The sequence below is a fragment of the Rahnella sp. WP5 genome, assembly GCF_000745615.1.
Classification (GTDB): Bacteria; Pseudomonadota; Gammaproteobacteria; order Enterobacterales; family Enterobacteriaceae; genus Rahnella; species Rahnella aceris.
In genome coordinates this window covers 204,610-226,637 of record NZ_JQJR01000006.1, presented here as the reverse complement: position 1 = coordinate 226,637, position 22,028 = coordinate 204,610, and the positions used below count along the sequence as shown (strand labels likewise).

General features: G+C 53.0%; 20 protein-coding genes. 18 read left to right on the top strand and 2 right to left on the bottom strand.

The genetic code is table 11. The features are described from left to right. Positions 1–2: 2 nt before the first annotated feature. From rsmH to lpxC, 15 genes are all read left to right on the top strand, one after another. The gene (gene rsmH / locus EX31_RS03645; RefSeq protein ID WP_037033435.1) at positions 3–944 is read left to right on the top strand and encodes a 16S rRNA (cytosine(1402)-N(4))-methyltransferase RsmH; all 942 of its coding nucleotides are present in this window, start codon (positions 3–5) and stop codon (positions 942–944) included. Further along, positions 941–1,261, top strand: coding sequence for a cell division protein FtsL (gene ftsL, locus EX31_RS03640; protein WP_013577016.1), 321 nt, complete (start codon positions 941–943; stop codon positions 1,259–1,261). Before rsmH ends, ftsL begins: the two co-directional genes overlap by 4 nt. Positions 1,262–1,288: 27 nt before the next feature. Continuing rightward, a complete protein-coding gene (locus tag EX31_RS03635; RefSeq protein ID WP_013577015.1) occupies positions 1,289–3,052 on the top strand; it encodes a peptidoglycan glycosyltransferase FtsI in 1,764 nt (587 codons plus the stop codon). After that, the gene (gene murE / locus EX31_RS03630) at positions 3,039–4,526 is read left to right on the top strand and encodes a UDP-N-acetylmuramoyl-L-alanyl-D-glutamate--2,6-diaminopimelate ligase (protein WP_013577014.1); all 1,488 of its coding nucleotides are present in this window, start codon (positions 3,039–3,041) and stop codon (positions 4,524–4,526) included. The genes EX31_RS03635 and murE overlap by 14 nt, the downstream gene beginning before the upstream one ends. Next, on the top strand, positions 4,523–5,884 hold the full coding sequence (murF, locus tag EX31_RS03625) for a UDP-N-acetylmuramoyl-tripeptide--D-alanyl-D-alanine ligase (RefSeq protein ID WP_037033433.1): 1,362 nt from the start codon (positions 4,523–4,525) through the stop codon (positions 5,882–5,884). Before murE ends, murF begins: the two co-directional genes overlap by 4 nt. Beyond that, positions 5,878–6,960, top strand: a complete 1,083-nt coding sequence (gene mraY, locus EX31_RS03620; protein ID WP_013577012.1) for a phospho-N-acetylmuramoyl-pentapeptide-transferase — start codon at positions 5,878–5,880, stop codon at positions 6,958–6,960. The genes murF and mraY overlap by 7 nt, the downstream gene beginning before the upstream one ends. 2 nt (positions 6,961–6,962) lie before the next feature. Then, a complete protein-coding gene (gene murD, locus EX31_RS03615) occupies positions 6,963–8,279 on the top strand; it encodes a UDP-N-acetylmuramoyl-L-alanine--D-glutamate ligase (protein ID WP_037033430.1) in 1,317 nt (438 codons plus the stop codon). Next, positions 8,279–9,481, top strand: coding sequence for a cell division protein FtsW (gene ftsW / locus EX31_RS03610; protein ID WP_037033429.1), 1,203 nt, complete (start codon positions 8,279–8,281; stop codon positions 9,479–9,481). Before murD ends, ftsW begins: the two co-directional genes overlap by 1 nt. Continuing rightward, the gene (gene murG / locus EX31_RS03605; RefSeq protein ID WP_013577009.1) at positions 9,478–10,545 is read left to right on the top strand and encodes an undecaprenyldiphospho-muramoylpentapeptide beta-N-acetylglucosaminyltransferase; all 1,068 of its coding nucleotides are present in this window, start codon (positions 9,478–9,480) and stop codon (positions 10,543–10,545) included. Before ftsW ends, murG begins: the two co-directional genes overlap by 4 nt. Positions 10,546–10,623: 78 nt before the next feature. Beyond that, positions 10,624–12,099 (top strand): UDP-N-acetylmuramate--L-alanine ligase, encoded by a 1,476-nt coding sequence (gene murC / locus EX31_RS03600; protein ID WP_015690468.1) that lies wholly within the window; start codon positions 10,624–10,626, stop codon positions 12,097–12,099. Beyond that, positions 12,092–13,012 (top strand): D-alanine--D-alanine ligase, encoded by a 921-nt coding sequence (locus tag EX31_RS03595; RefSeq protein ID WP_013577007.1) that lies wholly within the window; start codon positions 12,092–12,094, stop codon positions 13,010–13,012. The genes murC and EX31_RS03595 overlap by 8 nt, the downstream gene beginning before the upstream one ends. 1 nt (position 13,013) lies before the next feature. Then, on the top strand, positions 13,014–13,850 hold the full coding sequence (gene ftsQ / locus EX31_RS03590; RefSeq protein WP_013577006.1) for a cell division protein FtsQ: 837 nt from the start codon (positions 13,014–13,016) through the stop codon (positions 13,848–13,850). Beyond that, positions 13,847–15,103, top strand: coding sequence for a cell division protein FtsA (gene ftsA / locus EX31_RS03585; RefSeq protein ID WP_009634688.1), 1,257 nt, complete (start codon positions 13,847–13,849; stop codon positions 15,101–15,103). Before ftsQ ends, ftsA begins: the two co-directional genes overlap by 4 nt. 71 nt (positions 15,104–15,174) lie before the next feature. Beyond that, entirely contained in the window at positions 15,175–16,329 is a 1,155-nt protein-coding gene (gene ftsZ, locus EX31_RS03580; RefSeq protein WP_013577005.1) for a cell division protein FtsZ, read from the top strand. Positions 16,330–16,428: 99 nt separating this feature from the next. Next, positions 16,429–17,346 (top strand): UDP-3-O-acyl-N-acetylglucosamine deacetylase, encoded by a 918-nt coding sequence (gene lpxC / locus EX31_RS03575; RefSeq protein WP_015690467.1) that lies wholly within the window; start codon positions 16,429–16,431, stop codon positions 17,344–17,346. A 15-nt stretch (positions 17,347–17,361) separates the two neighbouring features. On the opposite strand, the gene EX31_RS03570 is transcribed toward lpxC, so the two are convergent. Further along, positions 17,362–17,886, bottom strand: a complete 525-nt coding sequence (locus EX31_RS03570) for a DUF721 domain-containing protein (RefSeq protein ID WP_037033424.1) — start codon at positions 17,884–17,886, stop codon at positions 17,362–17,364. Between the two features lie 26 nt (positions 17,887–17,912). On the opposite strand from EX31_RS03570, the gene secM reads away from it, so the two are divergent. From secM to mutT, 3 genes are all read left to right on the top strand, one after another. Then, the gene (gene secM / locus EX31_RS03565; RefSeq protein ID WP_037033422.1) at positions 17,913–18,440 is read left to right on the top strand and encodes a secA translation cis-regulator SecM; all 528 of its coding nucleotides are present in this window, start codon (positions 17,913–17,915) and stop codon (positions 18,438–18,440) included. 80 nt (positions 18,441–18,520) lie between these two features. Next, complete coding sequence (secA, locus tag EX31_RS03560; RefSeq protein ID WP_037033420.1) at positions 18,521–21,238, top strand: preprotein translocase subunit SecA; 2,718 nt, start codon at positions 18,521–18,523, stop codon at positions 21,236–21,238. 114 nt (positions 21,239–21,352) lie between these two features. After that, a complete protein-coding gene (gene mutT / locus EX31_RS03555; protein ID WP_037033571.1) occupies positions 21,353–21,754 on the top strand; it encodes an 8-oxo-dGTP diphosphatase MutT in 402 nt (133 codons plus the stop codon). Positions 21,755–21,823: 69 nt separating this feature from the next. Here the strand turns inward: mutT and yacG are convergent, their stop codons facing one another. Beyond that, the gene (gene yacG, locus EX31_RS03550) at positions 21,824–22,021 is read right to left on the bottom strand and encodes a DNA gyrase inhibitor YacG (RefSeq protein WP_013576999.1); all 198 of its coding nucleotides are present in this window, start codon (positions 22,019–22,021) and stop codon (positions 21,824–21,826) included. Between the last annotated feature and the right edge of the window lie 7 nt (positions 22,022–22,028).

Below are 22,028 nucleotides of genomic sequence, written 5' to 3'. Positions count from 1 at the left end.
GCATGGTTGAAAACTACAAACACACTTCCGTTTTGCTGGATGAAGCCGTTAACGGCCTCAACATTCGACAGGACGGCATTTACATAGACGGAACTTTTGGCCGTGGTGGCCATTCACGTCTGATTCTGTCCCAGCTTGGGCCGGACGGACGCTTGCTGGCGATTGACCGTGATCCACAGGCGATCAAAGCCGCAGAATCTATTGATGATCCGCGTTTCTCTATCGTTCACGGACCTTTTTCTGATCTGGCCGACTATGTGCGGGATCGGGGGCTCGAAGGCAAGATCGACGGCGTACTGCTGGATTTAGGCGTTTCTTCTCCTCAGCTTGATGATCCTGAACGTGGATTCTCATTTATGCGTGACGGGCCTCTGGATATGCGCATGGATCCTACCCGTGGTTATTCAGCAGCTGAATGGCTGATGAAAGCCGAAGCCGAAGATATTGCCTGGGTGTTGAAAACTTTTGGTGAAGAGCGTTTTGCCAAACGCATTGCACGCGCGATCGTTGAGCGTAACCGCGAATTGCCGATGACCCGGACTAAAGAGCTGGCGGATCTGATCGCTAATGCCTCGCCAGTGCGTGAGAAGCACAAGCATCCGGCCACGCGCAGCTTCCAGGCGATCCGTATCTACATCAACAGTGAGCTGGAAGAGATTGAACGTGCGCTGGATGGCGCACTGGAAATTTTGGCACCTGAAGGACGTTTATCCGTGATCAGCTTCCACTCTCTGGAAGACCGGATTGTGAAACGCTTCATCCGTCAGCATAGCCGTGGCGCGCAGGTGCCAGCCGGTATCCCGATGACGGAAGCGCAAATCGCGGAACTTGGTGGACGTTCTCTGAAATCAGTCGGGAAAATGATGCCCTCTGAAGCCGAAGTGGCAGAAAACCCGCGGGCACGCAGTTCTGTTCTGCGTTTTGCTGAGAGAACAACCGCGTGATAGGCAACGAACGCCACGGATTAGTAGGAGTGATCGCCAGCGATATCCTTCGCAACGGCAAGATCCCGTTAATTCTGATGATCGCCGTTTTGGTCAGCGCAATTTTAGTGGTCACTACCGCTCACCGTACGCGTTTGCTGACGGCTCAGCGTGAACAATTAGTCCTGGAAAGGGATGCGCTGGACATTGAATGGCGCAACCTGATCCTTGAAGAGAACGCCCTCGGTGATCACAGCCGGGTAGAACGCATCGCAACGGAGAAATTGCAAATGCAACACGTTGATCCATCTCAAGAAATTATTGTGGTTCAGCCTTAAAATGCGCACGGAGAATACAGGCAGCGAATGAAAGCAACACGCACCGCGAAGTTAAAGCGTCCCGAAAATCAAGCCAGCTTTATCAGCTGGCGTTTTGCGTTGTTGTGCGCTTGTATCCTGCTGGCATTGGTTGGCCTGATGTTGCGTGTGGCGTATCTGCAGGTGATTAATCCGGATAAGCTGGTGAAGGAAGGTGACCTGCGTTCCCTTCGCGTACAAACCATTCCAACCTCCCGTGGCATGATTACCGATCGCTCTGGTCGCCCGCTGGCGGTCAGTGTACCGGTTAATGCCATCTGGGCTGACCCAAAAGAAATTAGCGATCGCGGCGGTATCACCTCCGATACCAAATGGAAAGCGCTGGCCGATGCACTGAATATGCCTCTTGCCCAACTTTCTTCCCGCATTACTGCCAATCCAAATGGGCGCTTCGTGTATCTGGCGCGTCAGGTCAATCCTGCGGTCGGCGAATATATCCGTAAACTCAAACTGCCGGGGATTTCCCTGCGTCAGGAATCCCGCCGCTATTATCCGGCCGGGCAGGTGACGTCGCATGTTATTGGCGTCACCAATATCGACGGCGAAGGTATTGAAGGCGTCGAGAAGAGTTTTGACCGCTGGCTGACCGGTAAACCGGGTGAACGTACCATTCGTAAAGACCGTTTCGGGCGCGTCATCGAGGATATTTCTACTGTAGACAGCCAGGCGGCACACAATCTGGCGCTCAGCATCGATGAGCGTTTGCAGGCGCTGGTTTACCGCGAGCTTAACAACGCCGTGGCATTCAACAAAGCCGAGTCGGGCACTGCGGTGCTGGTCGACGTGCAAACCGGTGAAGTGCTGGCGATGGCTAACAGCCCGTCCTACAACCCGAACAACATGCCGGATACGCCAAAAGACGTGATGCGTAACCGTGCCATCACCGACATCTTCGAACCGGGTTCCACAGTGAAACCGATGGTGGTGATGACGGCATTGAAAAACGGTGTGGTGCGCGAGAACAGCGTACTGAATACCTTGCCGTACCGGATTAACGGTCATGAGATTAAAGATGTGGCCCGTTACGCGGAGCTTTCCGTTACGGGTATCTTGCAGAAGTCGAGTAACGTCGGTGTTTCACGACTGGCGTTATCGATGCCATCCGCTGAGCTGGTAGATACTTACTCGCGATTCGGATTGGGAAAACCGACCAATTTGGGGCTGGTCGGAGAAAGCAGTGGCTTATACCCTAAAAAACAACGGTGGTCTGACATAGAGAGGGCCACCTTCTCTTTCGGCTACGGGCTAATGGTGACACCTCTCCAGTTAGCGCGAGTCTACGCAACAATCGGCAGCATGGGCGTTTATCGCCCATTGTCGATCACACGAGTTGATCCGCCGGTTTCCGGCGAGCGCGTCTTCCCTGAACCGCTGGTACGTACCGTTGTACATATGATGGAAAGCGTGGCACTGCCTGGCGGCGGTGGCGTGAAAGCGGCAATCAAGGGCTATCGCATTGCGATTAAAACCGGTACCGCAAAAAAAGTCGGCCCGGATGGGAAGTACGTTAACAAATACATTGCCTATACCGCCGGCGTTGCGCCAGCAAGCAATCCAAGATTTGCCCTTGTGGTGGTTATCAACGATCCACAGGCAGGGAAATATTACGGTGGGGCCGTTTCCGCACCGGTGTTTGGCGCCATCATGGGCGGCGTATTGCGCACCATGAACGTTGAACCGGATGCGCTGACTGCCGATGAAAACGCAGACATAGTGAATAATCAAAAAGAGGCTTCAGGTGGCAGATCGTAATTTGCGCGACATCTTAGCGCCCTGGGTGAGTGATGCCCCGGCGGTAGCGCTAAAAGACATGATTCTGGACAGCCGCGTTGCGGCTGCCGGCGATCTGTTTGTCGCGGTTTCAGGCCATACCAGTGACGGGCGTCGTTTTATTCCCCAGGCAATTGCCCAGGGCGTCGCCGCCGTTGTGGCCGAGGCAAAGGGTGAGCAACAGCACGGAACGGTCTGCCAGATGCATGGCGTACCGGTGGTTTATCTTGAGGATCTCAATATTCTGCTGTCAGAGCTGGCGGGACGTTTTTACCAGCAACCGGGCAAAGAATTACGTCTGGTTGGCGTAACTGGCACCAACGGCAAAACCACGACCACGCAACTGCTGGCGCAATGGAGCCAGTTGCTGGGCGAAACCAGTGCCGTGATGGGCACTGTGGGCAATGGCCTGCTGGATAACGTGATACCAGCGGAAAACACCACCGGTTCTGCCGTACAGGTTCAGCACATTCTGGCTGACCTGGTGAAACTGGGTGCAACCTTTGCCGCAATGGAAGTTTCTTCACACGGGCTGGTTCAGCACCGTGTTGCCGCACTGCCGTTTGCCGCTGCCGCATTTACCAACCTGAGCCGTGATCACCTTGATTACCACGGTGATATGCAAAGCTATGAAGATGCCAAATGGCAGCTTTTCGCCTCACATCAGGTCGGTCAAAAAATTATCAATGCTGACGATGAAGTCGGTGCACGCTGGCTGGCGAAAACGCCAAATGCTATTGCGGTCAGCATGGAAGACAAAATTCCGGCAGGCTGGAGTGGCCGCTGGCTGGTGGCACGTAGCGTGAATTATCACGATAACGGTGCCACCGTAAACATCGATTCAAGCTGGGGTGAAGGCAAGCTGGAGAGCCGCCTGATGGGGGCCTTCAACGTCAGCAATCTGCTGGTTGCGCTGGCCACGCTGCTTTCTCTGGATTATCCGCTGGCGCAATTACTGGCGACCGCCTCTCAGCTGCAACCGGTTTGTGGCCGTATGGAAGTTTTCAATGCGCCGGGTAAACCTACGGCAGTGGTTGATTATGCGCACACTCCTGACGCACTGGAAAAAGCGCTGGCGGCAGCGCGGCTACATTGTCGCGGCACGTTGTGGTGCGTTTTTGGTTGCGGTGGAGATCGCGATAAAGGCAAGCGTCCGCTGATGGGCGCTATTGCTGAGCAATACGCTGACCGCGTGATTGTTACCGATGATAATCCTCGCAGCGAAGAGCCTCGCGCTATCGTTGCAGATATCCTTGCCGGTCTGCTTGATGCAGGACGTGTGCAGGAAATCCATGGCCGCGCAGAAGCAGTCACCAGCGCGATCATGCAGGCGAAAGAAGACGACGTTGTGTTGATTGCCGGTAAAGGGCATGAGGATTACCAGCTCGTCGGAAACCAGCGTCTCGACTATTCCGACCGTGTGACGGTTGCACGTTTGCTGGGGGTGATCGCATGATCCGTGTTTCCCTGCAAACGCTGGCTGATGCGCTCAACGCTGAGCTCATCGGCACTGATACTCAAATTGACAGCGTGACGACGGACACCCGTCAGATCACTGAAGGCTGTTTGTTTGTCGCCCTGAAAGGCGAAAAATTCGATGCCCACGACTTTGCCGCTGATGCCGTAAAAGCCGGTTCAGGGGCTTTACTGGTAAGTAAGCGCTTACCGGTAGATGTTCCTCAGTTAGTGGTTGCTGACACCCGTATTGCGCTCGGGCAACTGGGCGGCTGGGTGCGTCAGCAGGTTCCGGCGCGTGTCGTCGGCCTGACCGGTTCATCCGGCAAGACGTCTGTGAAAGAGATGACCGCGGCGATTTTGCGCGAGTGCGGCAATGTGCTGTATACCGCAGGCAACTTCAATAACGACATTGGCGTTCCTCTGACGTTGCTGCGCTTAACGGCAGAACATGATTTTGCTGTCATCGAAATGGGCGCGAATCATGCGGGTGAAATCGCCTACACCACTGCGCTGGCACGACCTGAAACGGCGCTGGTGAATAACTTGTCCGCCGCACATCTGGAGGGTTTCGGTTCCCTCGCAGGCGTGGCCCGTGCGAAAGGCGAGATTTTCGATGGGCTGCCGGAAAACGGCATTGCCGTGATCAATGCGGATAACAACGATTGGGCGAACTGGCAGCATAAGCTGAACGGTAAAACCGTCTGGCGTTTTTCTCCCGCTTTCGGTGAAGGCATCGATTTCAGTGCGACTGATGTCAACATCAGCCCGCTGAATACCGCGTTCACACTGCATTCTCCTCAGGGCAGCATTGATGTCTCGCTGCCGGTTCCGGGTCGTCACAATATCGCTAACGCACTCGCTGCGGCTGCGCTGGCAATGTCTGTCGGTGCATCGCCGGAGAACGTGCGCGCCGGGCTGGCGACGCTGCAATCCGTGAAAGGGCGCTTATTCCCGATCGTTATCAGCGAGGGCAAAACCTTGCTTGATGACAGCTACAACGCAAATGTGGGTTCAATGACCGCTGCCGCACAGGTGCTGGCGGAGATGCCGGGCTACCGCGTGATGGCAGTGGGCGATATGGCTGAACTGGGCGCTGAAAGCGAACAGTGCCATCGTCAGGTCGGTGAAGCTATCCGCGACGCCGGTATCGACAAAGTATTCAGTATTGGTCATGACAGCCGCATCATCAGTGATGTCAGCGGGTGTGGTGAACATCTGGAAGATAAGGCAGCCCTGACGGCCCGTTTAACGAGCTTACTGTCTGAACATGCGGTAATTACCGTTTTGATTAAAGGTTCACGTAGTGCCGCAATGGAGCAGGTAGTACGCGCGTTACAGGAGAATGCAACATGTTAGTTTGGCTGGCCGAACATTTGGTCAAATATTATTCCGGCTTCAACGTCTTTTCTTATCTGACGTTTCGCGCCATTGTCAGCCTGCTGACCGCTTTATTCCTGTCGCTGTGGATTGGGCCTCGCATGATTGCCCGTCTGCAGAAAATGTCTTTCGGCCAGATTGTCCGTAACGACGGCCCGGAATCACATTTCAGTAAACGTGGTACACCAACGATGGGCGGCCTGATGATTCTGGCGTCTATCACGATTTCCGTATTGATGTGGGCCTATCCGTCCAATCCATACGTGTGGTGCGTACTGTTCGTATTGCTGGGTTACGGTGTGGTGGGCTTTATCGATGACTATCGCAAAGTCGTGCGTAAAGACACCAAGGGGCTGATCGCCCGCTGGAAATACTTCTGGCAGTCAGTCATTGCGCTGGCCGCCGCTTTCACGATGTATGCCATTGGTAAAGACACGCCAGCGACCGAGCTGGTGGTGCCGTTCTTTAAAGACATCATGCCGCAGCTGGGTTTGATGTACATCCTGCTGAGCTACTTTGTGATTGTCGGTACCAGTAACGCTGTCAATCTGACGGATGGTCTGGACGGGCTGGCGATTATGCCAACGGTTTTCGTCGCGGCGGGCTTTGCGCTGGTGGCGTGGGCGACCGGTAACATGAATTTCGCCAGCTACCTGCACATCCCTTATCTGCGTCATGCAGGTGAACTGGTGATCGTGTGTACCGCAATTGTCGGTGCCGGGCTTGGGTTCCTGTGGTTCAACACCTATCCGGCACAAGTTTTCATGGGCGATGTCGGTTCTCTGGCGCTGGGTGGCGCGCTGGGCACTATCGCTGTGCTGCTGCGTCAGGAGTTTTTGCTGGTGATTATGGGCGGTGTGTTTGTTGTCGAAACCCTGTCGGTAATCTTACAAGTTGGGTCCTTTAAGTTACGTGGGCAGCGCATTTTCCGTATGGCGCCTATCCATCATCACTACGAACTTAAAGGCTGGCCGGAACCGCGCGTTATTGTGCGCTTCTGGATTATTTCGCTGATGCTGGTGCTGATTGGCCTGGCGACGCTGAAGGTACGGTAATTATGGCTGACTATCAGGGTAAAAAAGTGGTCATCATCGGGCTGGGTCTTACCGGCCTGTCTTGTGTTGATTTCTTTGTTGCACGTGGCGTCACGCCGCGTGTCATTGATACCCGCGTCAGCCCGCCAGGACTCGATAAACTGGCGGATAACATTGAGTGTCATCTCGGTTCACTCAATGAAGACTGGCTGCTGGACGCTGATTTGATCATTTCAAGTCCGGGTGTTGCGCTGGCAACGCCAGCACTGAGCGCAGCTGCAGAGGCTGGCGTGGAAATCATTGGCGATATCGAATTGTTCTGCCGCGAAACGCAAACCCCAATTGTGGCTATCACCGGTTCGAACGGTAAAAGCACCGTCACCACGCTGGTCGGCGAGATGGCGAAAGCGGCCGGATGGCGCGTGGGCGTGGGCGGCAATATCGGTTTGCCTGTGCTGACCATGCTGGATCACGAATACGATCTGTTTGTGCTTGAGCTTTCCAGCTTCCAGCTTGAAACCACACACAGTCTTCATGCGGCGGCGGCGACTATTCTCAACGTAACTGAAGACCACATGGACCGCTATCCGTTTGGTTTGCAGCAATACCGTGCAGCCAAACTGAAAGTTTATGAGAACGCAGCATTATGCGTCGTCAATGCCGACGATGCGCTGACCATGCCGGTACGTGGCGCGGATAAACGCTGCGTGAGTTTTGGTGTTGATGTGGGTGATTACCATCTGACCCGTCAGCAGGATGATATCTGGTTACGTGTGCGTGGCGAGAAAGTCCTGAATACCCGTGAGATGCCACTGACAGGACGCCATAACTACACCAATGCCCTGGCGGCGCTGGCGCTGGCGGATGCAGTCGGTATTCCTCATGCGTCCAGCCTGAAAGCCCTGACGACCTTTACCGGTCTGGCTCATCGTTTTCAGGTGGCATGGCAACATAACGGCGTTCGCTGGATTAACGACTCTAAAGCGACCAATGTCGGCAGTACCGAAGCCGCATTGAACGGTCTGCACGTTGAAGGCACGCTGCATCTGTTATTAGGCGGTGACGGTAAATCTGCTGATTTCTCGCCACTGACGCGTTATTTGCAGGGCGACAATCTGCGTATTTACTGCTTTGGCCGTGATGGCGCAGAGCTGGCGGATTTGCGCCCTGACGTTTCTTCCTTGTTTGAAACGATGGAACAGGCGATGCGTGATATCAGCACGCGTGTGGTTTCCGGCGATATGGTTTTACTGTCGCCAGCCTGCGCCAGCCTGGATCAGTTCCGCAGTTTTGAACAACGCGGCGATATCTTTACCGCGCTGGCGAAGGAGTTGGGTTGATGCGGATACCCGGGCTGAGCCTCGTCGGCAAATTTAATGATTGGGTGATGGGCGCCAAAGAAAGCGAGTCCGTCACACTGGTGTTGTATGACCGGACTTTGCTGTGGCTGACCTTCGGGCTGGCTATCGTCGGCTTCGTGATGGTGACATCAGCGTCGATGCCGATTGGTCAGCGTCTGGCAGACGATCCGTTTTTGTTTGCTAAACGTGATGCTATTTATCTCGGTCTGGCCTTTGGTTTATCACTGGTGACATTGCGTGTGCCGATGGCGATCTGGCAGAAGTACAGCAATGTCCTGCTGCTGCTGTCGGTCATCATGTTGCTGGTGGTGCTGGTGGTGGGCAGCTCGGTTAACGGGGCATCTCGCTGGATTTCTCTCGGGCCGCTGCGTATTCAGCCGGCAGAGTTCTCCAAGTTGTCACTGTTCTGCTACCTCGCCAGCTATCTGGTGCGAAAAGTGGATGAAGTGCGCAGTAACTTTTGGGGCTTCTGCAAACCGATGGGTGTGATGGTCGTGCTGGCAGTATTGCTGTTGGCTCAGCCGGACCTTGGTACGGTGGTTGTACTGTTCATCACCACGCTGGCGATGTTATTCCTGGCAGGGGCCAAAATGTGGCAGTTCCTGGCCATTATCGGTTCGGGCGTATTCGCAGTGGTACTGCTGGTTCTTGCCGAGCCATACCGTATGCGCCGTGTGACATCGTTCTGGAATCCGTGGGCGGATCCGTTTGGTAGTGGCTACCAGTTAACTCAGTCACTGATGGCATTTGGTCGTGGCGAATTCTGGGGACAAGGTTTAGGTAATTCAGTCCAGAAACTGGAGTATTTACCTGAAGCACACACCGACTTTATCTTCTCCATTTTAGGCGAGGAATTGGGGTATTTCGGTGTGGTTCTCGCCTTGTTAATGGTATTCTTCGTCGCTTTTCGCGCCATGTCCATCGGGCGTCGCGCGTTAGAAACCGACCAGCGTTTTTCTGGGTTTTTAGCCTGTTCAATTGGCGTGTGGTTTAGCTTCCAGGCGTTGGTTAACGTCGGGGCTGCGGCGGGCATGTTGCCAACTAAAGGCCTGACATTGCCGCTCATCAGTTACGGTGGGTCGAGCCTGTTAATTATGTCGACGGCAATCGTGTTATTGCTGCGAGTGGATTTTGAAACGCGGCTGGCAAAAGCCCAGGCGTTTGTAAGGAGTGCCCGATGAGTGGCAATACCCGGCGTTTAATGGTGATGGCAGGTGGTACCGGGGGACATGTTTTCCCGGGACTGGCAGTAGCCCATCATCTTATCGCGCAAGGTTGGGAAGTTCGCTGGCTGGGTACAGCAGACCGAATGGAAGCGGATTTGGTTCCAAAACATGGTATCGAGATTGATTTCATTAAAATTGCCGGATTGCGTGGGAAAGGTCTGAAAGCGCAACTAACGGCACCGGTTCGCATATATCATGCGTGGCGTCAGGCGAAGGCCATCATGAAGCGCTTCCAGCCTGATGTGGTATTGGGTATGGGCGGATATGTGTCCGGTCCCGGAGGCCTGGCTGCCTGGTCACTGGGTATTCCGGTGGTGTTACACGAACAAAATGGCATTGCCGGCATGACCAATAAAGGTTTGTCGCACATTGCCAAAAAAGTATTGCAGGCATTTCCGGGGGCATTTCCTAATGCTGACGTAGTTGGCAATCCGGTGCGTACTGACGTGCTGGCGTTGGAATTACCGGCAACCCGACTGGCCGGCCGCGAAGGTCCAATCCGCGTATTAGTGATTGGTGGCAGTCAGGGCGCGCGAGTCCTTAATCAGAGCATGCCGGAAGTGGCAGCGCTGATGGGCGATAAGATTACGTTGTGGCATCAGGTCGGTAAAGGTGCTCTGGCGTCAGTGAATCAGGCTTATGAAAAAGCCGGTCAGACGCAGCATAAAGTGACCGAATTCATTGATGACATGGCAGAGGCTTATGCCTGGGCCGATGTGGTGGTTTGCCGCTCCGGTGCGTTAACGGTCAGTGAAATTGCCGCCGCAGGTTTACCCGCGATTTTTGTGCCTTTCCAGCATAAAGACCGTCAACAGTACTGGAATGCGCTACCGCTGGAAAAAGCCGGTGCCGCGAAGATTATCGAACAGAAAGATTTTAGTGCCGCCGCCGTCGCTGATCTGATGGCCGGATGGGACAGAACCCATCTGATGGAAATGGCGATGGCAGCACGTGCCGCCGCCATCCCTGATGCGACAGAGCGTGTAGCCGCTGAAGTGGTTGCCGCAAGCAAAAAATGAAAATGAACGGGCCACGCAGTGTGGGGTCCCAGCCGTAAGAAACGGATTAATCAGTAACCTGAAATAGTGAATAAAAACGTGAATACACAACAATTGGCGAAACTGCGTACCTTCGTGCCCGAGATGCATCGTGTCCGGCACATTCACTTTGTTGGCATCGGTGGTGCCGGCATGGGTGGTATCGCCGAAGTGTTGGCCAATGAAGGCTATCAGATCAGCGGTTCTGATTTAGCACCTAACGCGGTGACTCAGCAACTGACCGCGCTGGGCGCGACGATTTATTTCAATCACCGCCCGGAGAACGTGCTGGATGCCAGTGTGGTGGTAGTTTCCACCGCTATTTCATCCGATAACCCGGAAATTGTTGCGGCGCGTGAAGCCCGTATTCCGGTGATCCGTCGCGCAGAAATGCTCGCTGAACTGATGCGTTTTCGTCACGGTATTGCCGTGGCAGGTACGCACGGTAAAACAACGACCACGGCGATGGTGACCAGTATTTATGCCGAGGCCGGACTAGACCCGACCTTTGTAAACGGTGGACTGGTGAAAGCGGCAGGTACGCATGCGCGTCTGGGGTCAAGCCGTTTTCTGATCGCTGAAGCAGACGAAAGCGACGCGTCTTTCCTGCATCTGCAACCGATGGTGGCCATCGTGACCAACATTGAAGCGGATCACATGGACACGTATCAGGGTGACTTTGAAATCCTGAAGCAGACGTTCATCAATTTCCTGCACAACCTGCCGTTCTACGGGCGCGCAGTGATGTGTATTGATGATCCGGTTATCCGTGAGCTGATCCCACGCGTAGGACGTCATATGACGACGTACGGTTTCAGCGAAGACGCCGATGTGATTATCGAAAATTACCGTCAGGTGGGCGCGCAAGGTCACTTCACGCTGCGCCGTCAGGACTTGCCGCTGATAAGCGTTACGCTCAATGCGCCGGGTCGTCACAATGCGCTGAACGCCGCGGCCGCAGTTGCCGTCGCGACGGACGAAAATATCAGCGACGATGCTATTTTGCGTGCGCTGGCAGGTTTTCAGGGTACCGGCCGCCGTTTCGATTTTCTGGGCGAATACGCGCTGGAAAATGTGAACGGTAAAACAGGTAGCGCGATGCTGGTCGATGACTACGGCCACCATCCGACAGAAGTGGATGCGACGATCAAAGCCGCGCGTGCGGGCTGGGCAAACAAGCGCCTGGTGATGATCTTCCAGCCGCACCGTTATACCCGTACTCGCGATCTGTACGACGATTTCGCAAATGTGCTTTCGCAGGTTGATGTGCTGATCATGCTGGATGTGTATCCGGCCGGTGAAGCGCCGATCCCTGGCGCAGACAGCCGCTCGTTGTGCCGCACTATTCGCGCACGCGGCAAGCTTGATCCGATTTTGGTTTCTGATATTGAGGCGGTGCCGGAAAGTCTGGCGCAAATCCTCGAAGGCGACGATTTAGTTCTGGTTCAGGGCGCCGGTAATGTCGGCAGAGTGGCCCGTAAATTGGCAGATCAAAAGCTGCAACCAGTAAAGAAAGGTGAAGAACATCATGTCTGAGAAAGTAGCGGTATTGTTGGGTGGTACTTCCGCAGAACGCGATGTGTCATTACAGTCAGGTGCCGCAGTGCTGGCTGGTTTACGCGAATCCGGTGTTGATGCCCACGGCATTGATACCAAAACGTTTAATGTGGCGCTTCTCAAAGAAGAAGGGTACAGCAAAGTCTTTATCGCACTTCACGGTCGCGGTGGCGAAGACGGAACGTTGCAGGGTTTGCTGGAGCAAATCGGTTTGCCTTATACCGGCAGCGGCGTGATGGCGTCGGCGCTCACTATGGACAAGTTCCGCACCAAACTGGTGTGGCAGGCTTTAGGGTTACCGGTCACGCCGTTTGTCGCACTGCATCGTGCACAAATTGAGGAAGCAGGGCAGGGCGCTCTGGCGGCAAAAATCGCCGAATTAGGCCTGCCGGTGATCGTCAAACCAAGCCGTGAAGGTTCCAGCGTCGGGATGAGCAAAGTGACGACTGAAAAAGAGTTGTTACCCGCCCTGCAGGAAGGCTTCAGGCATGACGATAACGTACTGATCGAAAAATGGCTGAGTGGCCCGGAATATACCGTGGCTATCGTGGGCAGCCAGGTGATGCCCTCGATTCGCATTCAGCCAGCCGGTACGTTTTATGACTATCAGGCAAAATATCTGTCTGATGAAACACAATATTTTTGCCCGAGCGGTTTAAGCGAAGCGCAGGAGCAGCAGTTGACTGCACTGGCCTTGCAGGCTTATCAGGCGCTTGATTGCAGCGGCTGGGGACGTGTCGACGTCATGCAGGACGGTGACGGCAACTTCAACTTACTGGAAGTGAATACGTCGCCGGGAATGACCAGCCACAGTCTGGTGCCGATGGCGGCTAAACACGCCGGGCTGAGTTTCCCGCAACTCGTTTTCCGTATTCTGGAACTGGCAGACTGATATGTCTCAAGCCGCCCTGAATACCCGAGAGCGTGAGACGGCCGAGAGCAACGGCCGTCGCAGTAACGGTGGCCAGCTGGCAGGGATCGTGTTTCTGCTGTTGGTGGTAGGAACGATTTTATGGAGTGCGTGGGCCGTTGTGGGCTGGATGCAGGATGCAAACCGATTGCCGTTGTCCCAGTTAGTTGTCACCGGGGAGCGGCATTACACGACCAACGATGATATTCGTCAGGCGATTCTGTCCTTAGGGGCACCGGGAACGTTCATGACGCAGGATGTAAACGTCATTCAGCAGCAGATTGAGCGTTTACCCTGGATAAAACAGGTCAGCGTACGTAAGCAATGGCCGAATGAACTGAAGATACATCTCGTGGAGTATGTGCCGGTCGCACACTGGAATGATCTGCATATGGTTGATGCCGATGGCAAATCTTTCAGCATACCCGCCGAGCGTGTGGTCAAACAAAAAATGCCGTTGCTTTACGGTCCGGAAGGCAGCGAACAGGATGTTTTGCAGGGCTTTCAAACGATGAGTCAGGCGCTGGCCGCCGGCAAGTTCACGTTGAAAGCAGTGGCAATGAGTGCACGTCACTCGTGGCAGTTAACTCTGGATAATGACGTCCGGCTGGAATTGGGGAGAGATGACCGGATGGGGCGTTTACAACGTTTTATCGAGCTTTACCCGCGATTCCAGCAACAGGCTGAAGCCGATAAAAAACGCATCACTTATGTCGATTTACGTTATGACAGCGGTGCGTCAGTAGGTTGGGCACCAGAGTTTATTGACCAGCAAAACAGTAATCAGCAACAGAATCAGGCACAGGCTAAACAACAATGATCAAGTCGACGGACAGAAAACTGGTAGTTGGGCTGGAGATCGGTACGGCAAAGGTCGCCGCATTGGTGGGGGAAGTTCTGCCCGATGGCATGGTCAATATTATTGGCGTGGGCAGTTGCCCATCCCGTGGCATGGACAAGGGTGGCGTGAATGACCTGGAATCGGTGGTGAAATGCGTACAGCGCGCCATCGATCAGGCTGAATTGATGGCGGATTGCCAAATTTCCTCTGTTTACCTTGCTTTGTCTGGTAAACATATCAGTTGTCAGAATGAAATAGGGATGGTTCCTATTTCAGAAGAGGAAGTCACGCAGGAAGATGTAGAGAACGTGGTGCATACCGCTAAGTCGGTACGCGTACGTGATGAGCATCGGGTTCTGCATGTGATCCCTCAGGAATATGCCATTGATTATCAGGAAGGGATTAAAAACCCGGTCGGACTTTCCGGCGTGCGTATGCAGGCTAAAGTTCACCTGATTACCTGCCATAACGATATGGCGAAGAACATTGTGAAAGCGGTAGAACGCTGTGGCTTAAAAGTCGACCAGCTTATTTTTGCCGGTCTGGCAGCCAGTTATGCCGTTCTGACGGAAGATGAACGTGAATTAGGTGTTTGTGTCGTTGATATTGGTGGTGGAACCATGGATATCGCGGTTTATACCGGCGGCGCACTACGTCATACTAAGGTAATCCCTTATGCAGGGAATGTGGTCACCAGCGACATCGCTTATGCGTTTGGAACGCCACCGACCGATGCCGAAGCGATCAAGGTTCGCCACGGTTGTGCATTAGGTTCAATTGTCGGCAAAGACGAAAACGTCGAAGTGCCGAGCGTCGGTGGGCGTCCACCACGCAGTCTGCAGCGTCAGACACTGGCTGAAGTTATCGAGCCTCGTTACACAGAATTGCTGAATTTAGTGAACGATGAAATTTTGCAATTGCAGGAGCAGTTACGTCAGCAAGGCGTAAAACATCATCTGGCCGCCGGCATTGTTCTGACAGGCGGTGCAGCACAAATTGATGGTCTGGCAGCTTGTGCGCAGCGGGTATTCCATACCCAGGTGCGTATCGGGCAACCCCTGAACATCACCGGGCTGACGGATTATGCGCAGGAACCTTACTACTCAACGGCTGTAGGGCTGCTGCACTACGGGAAGGAGTCTCACCTGAGCGGTGAGGCCGAAGTAGAAAAACGTGCCTCAGTGGGCAACTGGTTCAAACGAATCAACAGCTGGCTGAGAAAAGAGTTCTAATGTTTTAACAACGGGATCATGCTGTTAAGGTTTTTGATCCCGACGCGACAGGCACAAAACGGAGAGAAACTATGTTTGAACCTATGGAACTGACCAATGACGCGGTGATTAAAGTCATCGGCGTCGGTGGTGGCGGCGGTAATGCTGTCGAACACATGGTGCGTGAGCGCATCGAAGGTGTTGAATTCTTTGCCGTTAACACAGACGCTCAGGCGTTACGTAAAACGGCAGTAGGCCAGACGATTCAGATCGGTAGCGGTATTACCAAAGGTCTGGGAGCTGGTGCGAACCCGGAAGTGGGTCGCAATTCTGCAGAAGAAGACCGTGAAGCCCTCCGCGCTGCGCTTGAAGGTGCTGACATGGTCTTTATCGCAGCGGGCATGGGTGGCGGTACCGGGACCGGTGCAGCGCCAGTGGTTGCTGAAGTAGCAAAAGATTTAGGTATTCTGACTGTTGCTGTTGTGACTAAGCCTTTCAACTTCGAAGGCAAAAAGCGCATGGCATTCGCGGAGCAGGGTATTGCTGAATTGTCCAAACATGTGGACTCCCTGATCACTATCCCGAACGACAAGCTTTTAAAAGTTCTGGGCCGTGGTATCTCTCTGCTGGACGCCTTCGGTGCGGCCAACGACGTGCTGAAAGGTGCGGTGCAGGGTATCGCTGAACTGATCACCCGTCCAGGTCTGATGAACGTCGACTTCGCTGACGTGCGCACAGTTATGTCCGAAATGGGTTATGCCATGATGGGCTCCGGTGTGGCATGTGGCGAAGACCGTGCTGAAGAAGCCGCTGAAATGGCGATTTCCAGCCCGCTGCTGGAAGACATCGATTTGTCCGGCGCGCGCGGCGTTCTGGTCAACATTACTGCGGGCTTCGACCTGCGTCTGGATGAATTCGAAACCGTGGGTAACACCATTCGTGCTTTCGCATCAGACAACGCAACCGTCGTTATCGGTACGTCTCTTGATCCGGAAATGAACGACGAATTGCGTGTGACCGTTGTTGCAACGGGTATCGGCATGGACAAACGTCCTGAGATCACTCTGGTGACCAACAAACCGGCCAGCCAGCCAGTCATGGATCATCGTTACCAGCAGCACGGGATGTCTCCGTTGCCGCAGGAAACGAAACCCGCGGCGAAAGTGGTCAATGATCAAAGCGCGCAATCTAATAAAGAGCCCGACTATCTGGACATCCCGGCCTTCCTGCGTAAGCAGGCAGACTAGTCCGAATTGTAGGATCTCCGCTCTTTGTGCTAAACTGTCCCGCCGACCTTAAGGTATGCTTAGGTCGGTTGGATGGATAAACATTGCGAGATAAAAACGATGATCAAACAACGTACATTAAAACGTATCGTTCAGGCGACGGGCGTCGGTTTGCATACCGGCAAGAAAGTCACCCTGACTCTGCGTCCTGCACCGGCAAATACCGGGGTCATCTATCGTCGCACTGACTTGAATCCACCGGTTGATTTCCCGGCAGATGCAAAATCCGTGCGTGATACCATGCTCTGTACTTGCCTGGTTAATGAGCATGACGTACGTATTTCTACGGTAGAGCACCTTAATGCGGCATTAGCTGGCCTGGGCATCGATAATATTGTTATCGAAGTCGATGCGCCTGAAGTGCCGATTATGGACGGCAGTGCTGCACCTTTCGTCTATCTGTTGATGGATGCAGGGATTGAAGAGCTGAACAGCGCGAAGAAATTCTTGCGCATCAAAGATACCGTGCGTGTTGAAGACGGTGATAAGTGGGCCGAGTTCAAACCATTTAATGGTTTCTCTCTGGACTTCACTATCGACTTCAATCACCCGGCGATTGATTCCAGCTCACAGCGCTACAAAATGAACTTCTCCGCAGAAGCATTTGTTCGCCAAATCAGCCGCGCACGTACTTTTGGTTTCATGCGTGATATCGAGTACCTGCAGTCACGCGGTTTGTGCCTGGGTGGCAGCTTTGATTGCGCAATTGTTGTGGATGATTACCGCGTGCTTAACGAAGATGGCCTGCGTTTTGAAGATGAATTCGTTCGTCACAAAATGCTGGATGCTATCGGTGACTTGTTCATGTGTGGCCATAACATCATTGGTGCGTTTACCGCATACAAATCGGGTCACGCGTTGAACAACAAGTTATTGCAAGCGGTACTGGCTAAGCAGGAAGCCTGGGAATTAGTTACATTCCAAGATGAAGCTGAAATGCCACTGGCTTTTAAAGCACCGTCTACAGTATTGGCGTAATCGGTACTTTTGGTATTACTTATTACGACTGGTTGGTTTGGCACTCTCTCCGGCCAGGCCAGCCAGTCGTTCTAAAGCCTTTCTGAGTTTCTCCGGGCTACGGCTCGCAAGTCCCCTTAATTCTTCTGCACTCTGCGCGCTTAAATGCCTGACGGGCATAGATTCTGCAGCGATCGCTTTATTTTTAATCGCGATCTGCGAAGCATTTTCCATTTTCGCCATGAGCGAAGGATTAATCCTGATGTCGATTGATGACAATGATGGTAGAATTTGCGCTCGAAGTGCAGAGAGTAATGCGGGTTGTTCATAGCGTAATCGCATCATCCAGCTGGCATTAGCTATTTCAAGTACTAAAACTCCCTGTCGATAATTACCGACACGACACCATGGTTGCATGGGCGTCGGTAACAGACCTTTCACTGCGCGGTTGAGTTTCAATAACGCCGCAGCACGCTGTTGAACAATACGCAGCGGGCTTTGTTCAGTCGAAGAGGCATCATCGAACAGGATATCTAATAATTGTGGGCGACTATCGCGCATGATGGGCTCCGGCGGATTGTAAACTTGTGATTGGCATTCTAAATCGTTGGCGACAATTTGGCAGAAGGTATTTTTGGCCGCATCTCCTGTTGGGGATGGTCGCGGCAAGCCTTGGCGTGTCCACGAGCCTGTCGCAAACGGAACTGCCAGCGGTTCCTAATACGTCCTCAAGTCTAAATCGTCTTAACATCGCCAGTACAGGGCTGAGTAATCTTGCGTTACTCCAGGCGAATCGCCGCCCGGCTTTTGGTGTTGATTACTGGCAACAGCATGCATTACGCACGGTCATCCGTCATCTTTCTTTTGCTTTGGCCCCGCAGGTGGTTTACACCGTAGCGCAGCCGGAAGCAGAAATGCAGGCCGCTGAGCCGTTGCATGTTCAGCAACTCGCGTTGCTGGTTACCCTTAATGCTTTACTGACCCATGAGCCAAAACCTCCGGTTATCATCCGTCAGACGCAACAGCCATTCCTCCCTCTTGCTTCATCGCATCAAACCGGCCTGTGGTTAGCACAGGTGCAAGGCATTCGTGCCGGCCCGTTCTCTCTGATTTAACAGACTGTAATTCTAAACTCTATTTATAAATCAACAAATTATTGGCTGCATTTGGTGGCCTCCAAGAGATATTAAGCACTATGTTAATCAAATTATTGACCAAAGTTTTTGGTAGCCGTAACGACCGCACATTGCGCCGCATGCGTAAAGTGGTTGACCTGATCAACCGCATGGAACCTGAAATCCAAAAGCTGACTGATGAGCAACTGCAGGCGAAAACCAATGAGTTCCGTGAGCGTCTGGCGAAAGGTGAAGTGCTGGAAAACCTGATCCCGGAAGCTTTTGCTGTGGTGCGTGAATCCAGTAAACGTGTCTTCGGGATGCGTCACTTTGACGTGCAGTTACTCGGCGGTATGGTACTGAACGAGCGCTGCATCGCGGAAATGCGTACCGGTGAAGGTAAAACGTTAACCGCAACCCTGCCCGCTTACCTGAACGCATTGAGCGGAAAGGGCGTTCACGTCGTCACTGTCAACGATTACCTGGCACAGCGTGACGCCGAAAATAACCGTCCGCTGTTTGAATTCCTTGGCCTGAGCATCGGAATCAACTTGCCAGGCATGCCTTCTCCGGCTAAACGTGCTGCTTACGCTGCTGATATCACTTACGGCACAAACAACGAATACGGTTTTGACTATCTGCGTGACAACATGGCATTCAGCCCCGAAGAACGCGTGCAACGTAAACTTCACTACGCGCTGGTGGATGAGGTTGACTCCATCCTGATCGATGAAGCACGTACTCCGCTGATTATCTCCGGCCCGGCCGAAGACAGCTCAGAAATGTATACCCGTGTGGATAAACTGATCCCTAAACTGATCCGCCAGGAAAAAGAAGATTCCGATTCCTTCCAGGGGGAAGGTCACTTCTCTGTTGATGAGAAATCACGTCAGGTTCACCTGACTGAACGTGGTCTGGTCCTGATCGAGGAATTGTTGGTTGAAGCCGGTATTATGGAAGAAGGTGAATCCCTGTATTCCCCGACTAACATCATGCTGATGCATCACGTGACCGCAGCACTGCGCGCACACGTCCTGTTCACCCGCGATGTCGATTACATCGTCAAAGACGGCGAAGTTATCATCGTTGACGAACACACCGGTCGTACCATGCAAGGTCGTCGCTGGTCAGACGGTCTGCATCAGGCGGTTGAAGCCAAAGAAGGCGTGGACATTCAGAACGAAAACCAGACACTGGCTTCCATTACTTTCCAGAACTACTTCCGTTTGTACGAAAAACTGGCCGGCATGACCGGTACTGCGGACACCGAAGCGTTCGAATTCAGCTCTATCTACAAGCTGGATACCATTGTTGTGCCAACTAACCGCCCTATGGTGCGTAAAGATATGGCCGACCTGGTGTACATGACTGAAATGGAAAAGATTGGCGCGATTATCGAAGATATCCGTCGGTGTACTGCCAAAGGCCAGCCGGTTCTGGTCGGTACTATTTCCATCGAAAAATCAGAAGTTGTTTCTAACGAACTGACCAAAGCAGGCATTGCGCACAGCGTTCTGAACGCCAAATTCCACGCTAAAGAAGCGGATATCGTCGCGCAGGCAGGCCAGCCAAGCGCAGTGACCATCGCTACTAACATGGCGGGTCGTGGTACCGATATCGTGCTGGGCGGCAGCTGGCAGGTTGAAGTTGAAAACCTGGGTGAAGAAGCCACCGATGAGAAAATTGCAGAAATCAAAGCTGCCTGGCAGATTCGCCACGACGCGGTTCTGGCTTCCGGCGGTTTGCATATTATTGGTACCGAGCGTCATGAATCCCGTCGTATTGATAACCAGCTGCGCGGCCGTGCGGGTCGTCAGGGTGATGCCGGTTCATCCCGCTTCTACCTGTCTATGGAAGATGCACTGATGCGTATTTTCGCCTCTGACCGTGTATCAAGCATGATGCGTAAACTGGGTATGAAACCGGGCGAAGCGATTGAGCATCCATGGGTGACCAAAGCGATTGCCAATGCGCAGCGTAAAGTCGAAAGCCGTAACTTCGATATCCGTAAGCAACTGCTGGAATACGATGATGTGGCAAGCGATCAGCGTCGTGCGATCTACAGCCAGCGTAACGAATTGCTGGACGTGTCTGATGTGAGCGAAACCATCGCCAGCATCCGTGAAGACGTGTTCAAGGCGACCATCGACAGCTACATTCCGCCACAGTCTCTGGAAGAAATGTGGGATGTACAGGGTTTGGAAGAACGTCTGAAAAAAGACTTCGAGCTGGAAATGCCGATTGCAGAATGGCTGGACAAAGAGCCGGAATTGCATGAAGAAACCCTGCGCGAACGTATCATGGAAATCGCGAAAGAATCTTATGCCCGTAAAGAAGAAGTGGTTGGCGCTGAAATGATGCGCAATTTTGAGAAAGGCGTGATGTTGCAAACGCTGGATTCTCTGTGGAAAGAACATCTGGCGGCAATGGATTACCTGCGTCAGGGCATCCATTTACGTGGTTACGCTCAAAAGGATCCTAAGCAGGAATACAAACGCGAATCCTTCGCGATGTTTGCTGCCATGCTGGAATCTCTGAAATATGAAGTGGTCAGCGTACTAAGCAAAGTTCAGGTTCGTATGCCTGAAGAAGTTGAAGCGATGGAAATTCAGCGTCGTGAAGAAGCTGAACGTCTGGCTCGTCAGCAGCAGCTTAGCCATCAGGATCAGCAAGAAATCGAAATAGCTGAAGCTGCACGTCTTGCTTCTTCTGGTGATCGCAAAGTGGGTCGTAATGATCTCTGCCCGTGCGGTTCTGGTAAAAAATACAAACAATGCCATGGCCGCCTGCAAAAGTAAGATCTCCGGCTAAGTCATCGTGTTAATCTTGAAGGCGGCGTAATTGCCGCCTTTATTTTTGTCTAAAAAGTCCCCATAAAGACAGTCATTGCAGTCAGCGGATAGGTGGAAACTGTGGCGCTTAAACAACTTAATATCGCAGCGGGCATTATCCGGAATGCCAGCAAAGAAATCTTTATCACTCAACGCGATGCATCATCACATATGGCGGGGTTCTGGGAGTTTCCGGGCGGTAAGATTGAAGCGGGTGAAACACCTGAACAGGCTGTTATTCGCGAATTACAGGAAGAGGTCGGCATTGATGCTAAATCTCCTGTGCTGCTGAAAACATTGGAGCACCGATTCCCGGATCGCATCATTACACTCTATTTTTTCCTGGTGGAAGACTGGCAGGGCGAGCCGTATGGCAAAGAAGGGCAGCCGAAGCGCTGGGTTGCGCAGGCCGATTTGAAAGAGGAGGAATTCCCTCCCGCCAACGAAGTGGTTGTTACAGCCCTCAAAAACAATCAGTACTGATTACGTGTAGAATTTGATGGCATATAGAAAAAGGGACCGAAGCCCCTTTTTCTATACCCGTTGTCTGGATTAAATCTCTTCTTCACTCCAGTCGTCCAGATCATTCACGTCACCCTTACTTGGGATGCGTTTCTCTTCATCGGCCCATTCGCCGAGATCAATAAGCTGGCAACGCTTGGAACAAAAAGGGCGGTAAGGGCTTTGCTCACCCCAAACCACGATTTTCTGACAGGTCGGGCAATTTACTTCAATGATTTCAGGGTCCATTTGCAAC